Annotated in this window: 14 protein-coding genes and 1 pseudogene; all 15 read left to right on the forward strand. The window is 48.1% G+C overall.

The features are described 5' to 3' along the window. Nucleotides 1-245: thioredoxin family protein (locus ACTOY7_RS21015; RefSeq protein ID WP_482672382.1), on the forward strand; the 245-nt coding region annotated here is incomplete at its 5' end. 29 nt (nucleotides 246-274) lie between these two features. Beyond that, nucleotides 275-529 (forward strand): ribosomal-processing cysteine protease Prp, encoded by a 255-nt coding sequence (locus ACTOY7_RS21020; RefSeq protein ID WP_482671616.1) that lies wholly within the window; start codon nucleotides 275-277, stop codon nucleotides 527-529. Nucleotides 530-640: 111 nt separating this feature from the next. Then, nucleotides 641-1,264: a DUF4355 domain-containing protein gene (locus ACTOY7_RS21025; RefSeq protein WP_482672381.1), complete on the forward strand. Its 624-nt coding sequence runs from the start codon at nucleotides 641-643 to the stop codon at nucleotides 1,262-1,264. A gap of 15 nt (nucleotides 1,265-1,279) precedes the next feature. Beyond that, on the forward strand, nucleotides 1,280-2,212 hold the full coding sequence (locus ACTOY7_RS21030; protein ID WP_482671767.1) for a hypothetical protein: 933 nt from the start codon (nucleotides 1,280-1,282) through the stop codon (nucleotides 2,210-2,212). 10 nt (nucleotides 2,213-2,222) lie between these two features. Further along, nucleotides 2,223-2,546, forward strand: a complete 324-nt coding sequence (locus ACTOY7_RS21035) for a hypothetical protein (protein WP_482671769.1) — start codon at nucleotides 2,223-2,225, stop codon at nucleotides 2,544-2,546. A 10-nt stretch (nucleotides 2,547-2,556) separates the two neighbouring features. Next, nucleotides 2,557-2,886 carry a phage head-tail connector protein gene (locus tag ACTOY7_RS21040; RefSeq protein WP_016298707.1) on the forward strand — a complete coding sequence of 110 codons (330 nt, stop codon included), beginning with the start codon at nucleotides 2,557-2,559 and terminating at the stop codon, nucleotides 2,884-2,886. Next, complete coding sequence (locus tag ACTOY7_RS21045; protein WP_482671766.1) at nucleotides 2,883-3,191, forward strand: hypothetical protein; 309 nt, start codon at nucleotides 2,883-2,885, stop codon at nucleotides 3,189-3,191. Before ACTOY7_RS21040 ends, ACTOY7_RS21045 begins: the two co-directional genes overlap by 4 nt. A 4-nt stretch (nucleotides 3,192-3,195) precedes the next feature. Then, nucleotides 3,196-3,546 (forward strand): HK97 gp10 family phage protein, encoded by a 351-nt coding sequence (locus tag ACTOY7_RS21050; protein ID WP_482672379.1) that lies wholly within the window; start codon nucleotides 3,196-3,198, stop codon nucleotides 3,544-3,546. A gap of 3 nt (nucleotides 3,547-3,549) precedes the next feature. Then, nucleotides 3,550-3,960 carry a DUF5072 family protein gene (locus ACTOY7_RS21055; protein ID WP_482671764.1) on the forward strand — a complete coding sequence of 137 codons (411 nt, stop codon included), beginning with the start codon at nucleotides 3,550-3,552 and terminating at the stop codon, nucleotides 3,958-3,960. 15 nt (nucleotides 3,961-3,975) lie between these two features. Beyond that, entirely contained in the window at nucleotides 3,976-4,788 is an 813-nt protein-coding gene (locus tag ACTOY7_RS21060; RefSeq protein WP_160279307.1) for a phage major tail protein, TP901-1 family, read from the forward strand. 16 nt (nucleotides 4,789-4,804) lie between these two features. Then, nucleotides 4,805-5,113: a hypothetical protein gene (locus ACTOY7_RS21065; protein WP_016298712.1), complete on the forward strand. Its 309-nt coding sequence runs from the start codon at nucleotides 4,805-4,807 to the stop codon at nucleotides 5,111-5,113. 44 nt (nucleotides 5,114-5,157) lie between these two features. Beyond that, nucleotides 5,158-5,529: a hypothetical protein gene (locus ACTOY7_RS21070; RefSeq protein ID WP_482671763.1), complete on the forward strand. Its 372-nt coding sequence runs from the start codon at nucleotides 5,158-5,160 to the stop codon at nucleotides 5,527-5,529. 3 nt (nucleotides 5,530-5,532) lie between these two features. Then, nucleotides 5,533-8,688 (forward strand): tape measure protein, encoded by a 3,156-nt coding sequence (locus tag ACTOY7_RS21075; RefSeq protein ID WP_482671762.1) that lies wholly within the window; start codon nucleotides 5,533-5,535, stop codon nucleotides 8,686-8,688. Then, entirely contained in the window at nucleotides 8,688-9,422 is a 735-nt protein-coding gene (locus tag ACTOY7_RS21080; protein WP_482671761.1) for a hypothetical protein, read from the forward strand. Before ACTOY7_RS21075 ends, ACTOY7_RS21080 begins: the two co-directional genes overlap by 1 nt. Then, a pseudogene (locus tag ACTOY7_RS21085) lies at nucleotides 9,422-9,801 on the forward strand (phage tail protein); the annotation flags it as partial. The gene ACTOY7_RS21080 and the pseudogene ACTOY7_RS21085, both read left to right, overlap by 1 nt.

Genomic DNA, 9,801 nt, shown 5'->3' on the forward strand with positions numbered 1-9,801 from the left:
CCCCATGGTGCCCGCCGTGCCGGTTCTATGAGAAGGAGTTTATCTTCCCGCTCATCCGGATGGCCGGTGCGGATAAGGTTCAGAAGGTTAATGCACAGGAGGACCCGTTTACCGCTAACAAATACAGCATAGACAAATTACCTACCATAGTCCTTCTGGATGGAGAGCAGGTGAAAATGAACCGCACGGGGGCTATAGACATTAAAAAGATCGCTGAATTTTTGGAAGGGAGTGATGTGTTTTGATCGAGGTGGGCATCCGGAAGGGGGGAATCATGATAAGCGGTCATGCAGGCTATGCTCCGGCAGGTTATGACATTGTCTGTGCTGGAGTAACAGCACTTACGCAGGGACTGGTCAGATCAATGGAAGGGCTGGCGGATGACCGAATAGAAACGGATATCAAGAGCGGTATGACATCGATCCAATATGGGGATTTATCAGAAAAAGGAAAACTTCTGATAAATTCCTTTTTTATTGGTATCTGTATGATCGCGGAAGAATTTCCGGATTATGTGCGGATTACATGACCAGGCGTGGAAGTCGTAAAACTCTACGGGATGAAAAAGGGCAGGCGTGGATCCCTGTAAAGCTACGGGAAACAGTGAAGCAAGGAACACTAAAAACGATGGAGGCAGAATATGAAGAACAGAGAATTTAGACTACTGCAGTTATTCGCGGAAGATCCGGCAGGCGGCCAGGACGGAGAGATACCAAAGGGCCAGGATGAAGGAAGTAAGGATCAGAAGGGAAAAGAAGATCCGGAGACGCCAGATCCAAAGCCCACTGCAAAATACTCAGATGAAGATTTTGACCGGATGTTCAACCAGAAGTTTGCAAAAATGATGGCGAAGCATGAAAAGGAGATGGCGGAAGCAACCCGGCTTGCGGAGATGAACGCCCAGGAGCGGGCGGAGCATGAAAACAAGAAGCTCCAGGAGCAGGTACAGGAGCTGATGCGCAAGGAAGCCATTGCGGAAATGTCAAAATCTGCCAGGGCAATGCTCCGGGAGAAGAATATCAGCATCGGCGATAATCTGCTGGGCGTTCTGATCTCCGAGGATGCGGATCAGACAAAAAAATCTGTGGAAGAGTTTATCAGCCTTTTCCAAGAGGCGGTCAACAAGGCTGTTAAGGACGCGCTCAAAGGGGAGCCTCCCAAAGCAGGCGGGGCGTCAAAACTTACGAAAGAGCAGATCCTTGCAGTGAAGGACCGGACGGAACGTCAGAGGTTGATCCAGGAAAATATGCATTTATTCAGATGATGGAGGTATGAACGTATGAAGAACAAAGAATTTATGATGCTGCAGTTATTTGCAGAGGGAGATTCCAGTACCACGCCTGCGGAACCGGCGGCAGGAACGACCACAACGGCAGATATGGCGCCGGCAATTTCTGTTGATTTTACCAGCAGGATTTCAAAAAATATTGTGGAGCTTCAGAAACTTCTTGGCATTACGGACTTGATCCCGATGTCTGCAGGTACAGACATTAAGATCTATAAGTGGACTGTTGACGAACTGGCTGACCAAGTAGGCGAAGGCAAGACGATCGGCCTTACGAAAGTAACACGGACGCTTGCCAATACAATTTCACTTGCCCTGGATAAGTACCGCAGAAATACCACTGCAGAGGCAATCCAGAAGGTGGGGAGGAATATTGCAATCAACCAGAGTGATGAGAAGCTGGTAGGAAAGGTACAGAAAGAGACTAAAAAGTCCTTATATGCGGCTCTGAAAAAGGGCTCCGGAACGGTGTCTGGCATCACCCTGCAGGCTGTTTTAGCCAACCTGTGGGCGAAACTACAGGAATACTATGAGGATGAGGATGTAACCCCCGTATATTTTATCAACCAGCAGGATGTAGCTGACTACCTGGGGACTGCCCAGATTACGATGCAGACAGCGTTTGGGTTTACCTATATCGAAAATTTCCTTGGATTGGGGACTGCGATCATCTCTCCCCAGGTGACGGCGAAAAATCCGATCGCTACGGCCAAGGAAAATATGCGTGGGGCATATGTGCCGATGTCCGGTGATGTGGCGCAGACATTTGCGCTGATGGCTGATTCTACGGGGCTGGTCGGAATGACTCATTCTATCAATTCCAGGGATGCAAGCGTGGACACCCTTCTGATGTCCTGCGTGAAATTTTTCCCCGAGTTTGAGGATGGTGTATTTATCGGTACGATCGGAAACGGCACAGGTGCATAGGAGGAGAATGATGTACAGGGTGATTAAATTTTTTACGGATCTGCAGGATGGAGACCACCCTTATCACGTTGGAGAAGCCTTTCCGCGTGATGGGGTGGAAGTTACGGAGGAACGTATCAAAGAGCTTTCCGGCCGGGAGAACAGGCAGGGCGTTCCATTAATCGAATATGCAGGAGAACAGGATTCAGAGCAGGAAACAGAAAGCCCGGTAGATGAATGCGAAAATGGTGCTGATGAGAGTGGAGACAGTACGGAGAGCACTGAGCCGGAAAAGAAACCGGTGAAGAAAAAATCTTCCAAAAATGGCAGAAAAAAAGTATCTGAGAAAGAGTGAGGTACAGTTTATGGAAATGCTGGAAAGAGTGAAAAACAGGATTCCGGACGCAATGCTAAAGGATGAAGTTCTGGAGGATTATATCAGTACCATATCCGACAGGCTCTGCCTGCGGCTGGGTGTCGGGGCTCTGCCGAATCTGTTTGAGTCAATCTGCGTAGATGCTGTGGTGAAAATGTACCGCCGTACCTATTATGAAGGGATTTCAAATGAAGGGGCGGCAAATATCAGTACCACCTTTGTAGATGATGTACTTGCCGAATATGCGCAGGAGATTGGAGACTGGAAAACACAGCAGGCAAATACCGGAGGTTCAGACAAGGTGGTGAGGTTTCTGTGATCTGGAATACATGCAGACTTCTGGCAAAAAAGCAGACCGGGGAGGACGAACTTCATAACCCACAGTATGACTATGAGGTAGTAAGAGAGACTGTGGCCCGTGGCACACCCTGGACGGATGAGCAGATCGCTCTGGAAGGCCGGGAGGTGACGCGGAATGAACAGCGGTTTCTGATCCCGATTTCTTTTTCTATGTTCCCGAAGTGCCAGAAAGCAGAAATTGACGGCCGCATACAGGAAATTACGAAGGTCCTTGACCTGAGCCCAAGGTATACAGCGATTCAGGTGAGGATTTATAAGGGATGATGAAATGGGCTTGGTAAAAATAGAATTAAACAAAGTTGATATAGATCGCCTGGCAAGGGCGCTTCAATCCATGAATGAAGTACGTTTTAACGCGGTCGTCAAGAAGAATGTCACGGAATTACTCAATGCCGCGAGAAACGGCGGGACGCCCATTAAAACAGGAGAGCTGCGGAAATCTTCCGGTACCTATGGGGACGAGATGGGTTATTACGCAGATTATGCGCCCCATGTGGAATATGGGCACCGTACAATTGACGGGGGCTGGGTTTCCGGCAAGCACTTCCTGAAAGCAAACGTGGATTCGCAGGCATTTATCTATTATCAGGATTTAAGGAATGCGATCAAGAAAGGATAGGATATGTATAAGCAGTTAGGCTTGGTGGATTTGATATCTGCCATACAGAAAAAAGTACAGGATAACACAGGGACAACTTGCTATGATGCCGTACCGGACAACGCACCGAGCCCTTTTTATTTTGCGGAGGTCATCGGGAAGCGCCCGGCACATTCAAAGACCATGTGGAGAGATATTTTTACGGTCTGGATCCATGCGATCGCAGAGCCAGGAGAATCTTCTGTACAGATATATAAACTGATACAGGACTTGGAGGAAGCACTGTCGGAGGATATTGAGCTTCCAGAAGGATTTGATCTGATTATGCAGACCAATAACGGAGTCCAGACGATCAAATCCGATGAGACGAACGAGAAGCATGCCGTATTGGCGTATGAGTTCATGGTCTGTTATGGATTTAAGTGTAAAGTTTAAGGAGGAGATGATGTTATGAGATTCAATGGATTTTTATTACAGCTTTTTGCGGATAACGCATTTGACGGCGGCGCTTACTGCGATTTTTCAAGTTCTGCGGCGAAAGCACTGGCTGGGAAGGACATCCTGCTTGCTGTCTATAATGCGGATGGGAGTAAGCTGATCGCGATTGGTGGACAGAAGGGACTGACGATCAACCGTTCTGCGGATTCCATCGAGATCACCAGCAAGGATACGGCTGGAGGCTGGAAATCAAAGATTGCGGGTATGAAGGAGTGGAGCATTGATAATGACGGCCTTTACGTTCCTGGGGATGAGGCGCACAGCATTTTGTCAGAATCATTTGAAAATTCGGAACCTGTATGCATCAAGGTGATCGATGGAAAACGGAAAAGGGGGATGTTTGGCGGCCTTGCGGTCATTACAGACTATCCCCTGGAAGCTCCCTATGATGATGCTATGACGTACAGCCTGTCCCTGGAAGGCATGGGGGCGCTCCTGGATCTCCTTACGAATAAACCTGCGTTAGATACTCTGCCGGGGAATGCTGTGCTGGATGTTTTGACGGTAGTTTCTGTTGCCGGGAGCTCATCAGGAAATACTGCGGTATATGTGAATCCGGCCAAGGAAGCCGGAAACACTTATCGGTATTCAAAGGGACCATCTGCTGTATACCCGTCTTATAACGATGACTGTACCAATATGGATACCTGGGACGGAGAAGCAGATCTGGCAGCGGTGTCAGGAGAACGGCTTCTGATCGTGGAGTGTACTTCGGAGGGAAAGGCGAGAAAAGCCGGTATTGCAACAGTGACAATTCAGGAATAGGAGGCAGGGATCATTTATGATTACTTATGACGGAAAGAATTACGTTTTGAAATATAACATGAAACGGATTGAAATGATTGAGGGCGTAACAAATATGCCCACACTGGCAGACTTACAGCGTACACGCGGGATGCTCTGTCTGGCATCTCTGAAAGCCTATGTCGCATACGGGATCAAAGAGGATGGATCGGATGTTTTCCTGAATCCCAGAAAGGGAATGGAAATTGCAGAGAGCCTGATCGAAACCAATGGCTACACGGATGTGTGTGCGATTGTTCTGGAGGCGTTGGAAAGGGACTGCCCTTTTTTCTTCCCAGAAGACTGATCGAGTTTGAATATTTCAGCAACGATGAAGCGGATCAGGAGTATATGGAAATAGCGGAGCCGTATCAAAAGGACATCGACTTCGCTTTTTTTGTTGTTAATTTCGGATATTCCAGATCTGAATATGACGCGCTTACGCCGAGAGAAATTGCGTTCATCCGGAAAGCTTGGGAAAGCAAAATGGTGGCAGACAGCTATAACATGTACAATGCCGCTTTTACAGCCTATTTTAACGCGAATCGGCCGAAAAGAAGGAAAGCATTGAAGCTGTGGAGCAAAAAGAAAGTGAAAAAAGCGGATATGGAAGTGATTCGCGACAACCTGAAGATCATTCGAGATGTAGAAAAAGCGGAAGGAACAGGATGGGTGGATGAAATCTACAAAGCGAATCACCTTCCACCGATAAGGAGGTCTTAAAAAATGGCTGATTATACATTGAGCGCAAAGATCACTGGCGATTCCACCGGCTTTGAAAAAGCATTTTCGACAGCCCAGAAGACTCTGGATTCCTTCCAGAGCAAAGTCCAGAACATCACAAAGAAGCTGGATCGTGTGGGAAGTACATTTACTGACGTAGGGGATAAACTTACTTCACGTATTACAAAGCCGGCTGTTACAGCCACAAGCGCACTGGTCGGATTGACACTGGTAAAAGGATTTAACCGGCTGACCGGTATTGATGATGCGAAAGCGAAGCTGAAAGGTCTCGGGCATGACGCGGAAAGCGTTACGGAAATCATGAACTCCGCTATGGAATCGGTAAAGGGTACTTCTTATGGAATGGATGCGGCTGCTACGACTGCTGCAAGTGCGGTAGCAGCTGGGATTCAGCCGGGGAAGGAACTGACCAGGTATCTGTCCCTGACAGCGGATGCGGCCGCGATCGCCGGGGCGTCTATGGCGGATATGGGATCCATCATAAATAAGGTCCAGACCTCACAGATTGCGTATACGGATGACTTGAACCAGCTGGCAGACAGAGGGCTCCCTATATATCAGTGGCTGGCGGAAGCTGCAGGAATCACAGCGGCGGAAGTGAAAGAAATGGCATCCGAAGGGCAGATTTCTTCCCAGATGTTTCTGGATGCCATAGAGAAGAATATCGGCGGCGCGGCGAAGATCATGGGGGAATCTTCATTTACCGCAGCTATCTCAAATATCGGGGCGTCGATTTCAAGAATCGGGGCGAATTTTCTGGATGCCGGGGGAAAAGGGGGAGGTTTCTTTTCCACGCTGAAACCAATGCTTGCGGACTTCAACAATTCGCTGGGTATCCTGGAAGATAAAGCCGCGGATCTGGGCGTCAGGTTTGGGGAAGCATTTTCGAAGGTGATATCCGGAATCCAGGGGCTGAAAGACAGATTTGACAGCCTGTCGCCGTCTATGCAGGGATTGATCATAAAAGGGGCGGGGATAGGTACTGCTGTAGCTGTCGGATTGGGGCCGGCATTAAAGATTGCGGGAAAGCTGATCACAGGATTCAGCTCCGTGCTGGGTGTATTTTCAATGATTGCCTCACCTGCGGGAATTGCCCTTACAGCGATCACTGCGCTTGCTTCGGGGGTTGCTTACCTCATGAAAACAAATGAGAGCTTCCGAACAGGCGTTACTGCGGCTTGGGATGCGGTAAGCGGAAAGATTCAATCTGCGCTGTCTGGCCTGATGCCGGTGCTGTCCGGTGTGTTTGAAGGGATCAGGGCAAAATTTCAAGATATGCTCAGTGCGTTATCCAATGCGGATTTCAGCGGTGTGTTTGCAGGAATACAAGGTTTTGCGGAGAACGTGAAGTCCTTTGTGTCCAGTATTGATCTTTCGGGATTTTATGAAATTCTTCAGACTGCGGCTGGAAAAGTGCAGAGTTTTGTATCTGGTATTGATTTCAGTGGTGTTGTGGAGAAAGTGCAGGCGGTTAAGGATAAACTGCAGGGTATCATCTCAGGAATTGAGTTCGGCGATATCTATGCAAAGATTCAACCGACATTAGAGGCCATACCAGGTGCGTTTGCATCTATAGGAAATGGAATGCTCGGAGCAATACAGGGCTTTGTTCCTGCAATGACTGCAATGTTTGAAACCGTGAAGTCAGTCATTACAACGGTATATGATACATTTAAAGGTTTTGTGTCCGGATTGACGGAAGGCTTTTCGGCAGGCCTGGGAGGGGCTGCAGGATTCCAGACTGCTTTTACATCCATCTTGGGACTTATATGTCCTCCACTGAAAACAATCTTGTTATTGTTTCAGAATTTTGGCCCACAGATACAGACCTTGGTTAGTATGATCGGAAGTTCGCTGGTACCGATATTTACAACGTTAGGGGTAACGATCGGAGGAATTGCATCTGTTGTGATGCCGGCAATTCAGTCGGCGCTGGCAAACCTGATGCCTGTTATTTCTGAGATAATCAGTACCGTGCTCCAGGCAGTTTCTACAGTTTTGCCGGTTCTTGTAAGTTTGATCAATCAGCTGGCTCCATTTCTTGTGCAGATAGCCGGAGTAATCGGCCAGATTTTTGCAGCGCTCGCGCCGATGATAGCCCAGCTTGTGAGTACGCTGTTACCAGTCATCACAAATATAATTACCGTACTGAGCAACGTGGCATCCGCAGTGATGCCGGCAATCATAGCGATATTGAATGTGGTCATGAGTGTGATCCAGACCCTGACCCCGATCATCATGGATGTGCTATCTGTAGTGATCTCTGTGGTATCTGGGATCATCTCGGCGGTCAATCCGATTATTTCCTTTATAGGATCCGTGATATCTGCGGTTATGGCAACGATTTCTCCGATCGTGACCTTTATTGCCGATATCATAGCTACGGTCATACAGGTGATCGGGACTATCATTGGAACGGTGACAGGGATATTCAGTACGGTATTCAGCATTATATCCGGTGTGTTCAGCAACATTTCCAACTTCATATCAACGGTCATAAATGCCGTCAGCACAGTGATCTCAACGCTTACAGGGGTCGTGGGCAGTGTGTTTAACAGCATTTACTCCGTAGTCTCATCGGTTATGGGGAATGTACGGAGTTTCATTACCGGTGTATTTAACGGTATAAAATCCGCATGGAATGGGCTGACCTCCTTTGTAAGCGGAGTGTTTTCCGGGATTGCATCAGCTGTCAATCAGCTGGTCAGCCAGGTGAAGGGATTTGTGAATGGTGTGATCAGCGGAATCAATGCGGCTGTCGGACTGATCAATATGATCCCGGGTGTATCTATTGGATATATCCCATACCTGGCAAGGGGAACCGATGACTGGCAGGGAGGATTTGCTCGGATGAATGAAGGCGGGCGGGGTGAGCTGACCTACCTTCCGAATGGGGCCCAGGTGATTCCCCATGATATATCTGTAAAATATGCAAAGGAAGCCGCGCGTATCAATCATAATTCCGCAGACGGAGCTGTGATCGATTATGACCGGCTTATCAATGGAATCGCTGCGGCAATGAGCGGGGTCAAAGTAGAAAGCAGCATGAATGTCGGCGGTAGGACTCTGGCAAAGGTCATTGCACCGCTGATCAATGACAGAATGGGAGTGCTGAATACAAGGGCAGAAATGGGGTGATGGAAATAAAAGAATACATGTCGCAGACAGGAATCAGTATCGGGGATCAGCATACGTTCCGGGATTGGGGACTGCTTCTCATTTCTATCTCCATTTCTTCACCAGAAGCCAAGACAAAGGTGATTGATGTGCTGGGAGGGGATGGGCATATTGACATGACAGAGGCATTTGGCCCGGTTAGATATAAGAACCGCACACTTGTATTCAGCTTTATCCTTCTCGATCGGCGGCCTGAGATATGGCATGGAATCAGCTCCCGGCTGAAAAATTACTGCCATGGCAAAAAAATGAAGGTGACTTTGGATTCTGATCCGGGTTATTACTGGGAAGGAAGGCTCTCTGTTGAAAGCGTGAAAGAAGATCAGGTATACAGTTCTATAGAAATATCGCTTGATGCATTTCCGTATAAATATGAGCAGACAGATTCCCAGGAACCGTGGAAATGGGACTCATTTAGCTTTGTTTCCGGTGTGATCCGGTACATTGGAGAAGTAGAGATAACGGCAGAGGAAAACAGGATCAGCATCCCAAAAGGGAATATGCGGTCTGTTCCGAAATTTTTTGTATCGCAAAACAGCACTGATTTCAGTGTAGATTATCAGGGGCATCGTTTTCGCTTGAAGGCGGGATGGAATCGATTTCCTCAGATTTCTGTAGGCGGTGAGGAGGACGTGGTCTTATATTTTTCGGGAACCGGAAAAGTGAAAGTAGAATACAGGGGAGGGAGTCTCTGATGTACACGGTATATGTTGATGGAAGGATTCTGGATTATCCTGGAGATGAGATAAACTGCATACAGGATTCGGAATTAAAGCTGCTCTTAAACGATGCGGGTTCCTTTGAATTTGACATTACGGACAAAAATCCGGAGTATGGGCAGCTTGAAAATCGGGTATCCATGATCCAAGTGATGAAAGACGATAAAGAGATCTTCTGCGGGGAAGTACGTCAGAGCGGGAAGGAATCCTACAATATAAAAAATGTATTTGCGATCGGCGAGCTGGCCTTCCTACACGACAGCATCCAGCCCCAGGCGGAGTACCACGACCTGACCACCCGGCAGATGTTGGAAACCTGGCTGAACATCCACAACAGCCAGGTCGAGGAGCGGAA

The organism is Schaedlerella sp. (assembly GCF_056796775.1).

What these genes read in the sequence shown, in the direction of transcription:
- ACTOY7_RS21020 (WP_482671616.1), top strand. Translation starts at nt 275, where the DNA reads ATGATAAGCGGTCATGCAGGCTATGCTCCGGCAGGTTATGACATTGTC.
- ACTOY7_RS21025 (WP_482672381.1), top strand. Translation starts at nt 641, where the DNA reads ATGAAGAACAGAGAATTTAGACTACTGCAGTTATTCGCGGAAGATCCG.
- ACTOY7_RS21030 (WP_482671767.1), top strand. Translation starts at nt 1,280, where the DNA reads ATGAAGAACAAAGAATTTATGATGCTGCAGTTATTTGCAGAGGGAGAT.
- ACTOY7_RS21035 (WP_482671769.1), top strand. Translation starts at nt 2,223, where the DNA reads ATGTACAGGGTGATTAAATTTTTTACGGATCTGCAGGATGGAGACCAC.
- ACTOY7_RS21040 (WP_016298707.1), top strand. Translation starts at nt 2,557, where the DNA reads ATGGAAATGCTGGAAAGAGTGAAAAACAGGATTCCGGACGCAATGCTA.
- ACTOY7_RS21050 (WP_482672379.1), top strand. Translation starts at nt 3,196, where the DNA reads ATGGGCTTGGTAAAAATAGAATTAAACAAAGTTGATATAGATCGCCTG.
- ACTOY7_RS21055 (WP_482671764.1), top strand. Translation starts at nt 3,550, where the DNA reads ATGTATAAGCAGTTAGGCTTGGTGGATTTGATATCTGCCATACAGAAA.
- ACTOY7_RS21060 (WP_160279307.1), top strand. Translation starts at nt 3,976, where the DNA reads ATGAGATTCAATGGATTTTTATTACAGCTTTTTGCGGATAACGCATTT.
- ACTOY7_RS21065 (WP_016298712.1), top strand. Translation starts at nt 4,805, where the DNA reads ATGATTACTTATGACGGAAAGAATTACGTTTTGAAATATAACATGAAA.
- ACTOY7_RS21070 (WP_482671763.1), top strand. Translation starts at nt 5,158, where the DNA reads ATGGAAATAGCGGAGCCGTATCAAAAGGACATCGACTTCGCTTTTTTT.
- ACTOY7_RS21075 (WP_482671762.1), top strand. Translation starts at nt 5,533, where the DNA reads ATGGCTGATTATACATTGAGCGCAAAGATCACTGGCGATTCCACCGGC.
- ACTOY7_RS21080 (WP_482671761.1), top strand. Translation starts at nt 8,688, where the DNA reads ATGGAAATAAAAGAATACATGTCGCAGACAGGAATCAGTATCGGGGAT.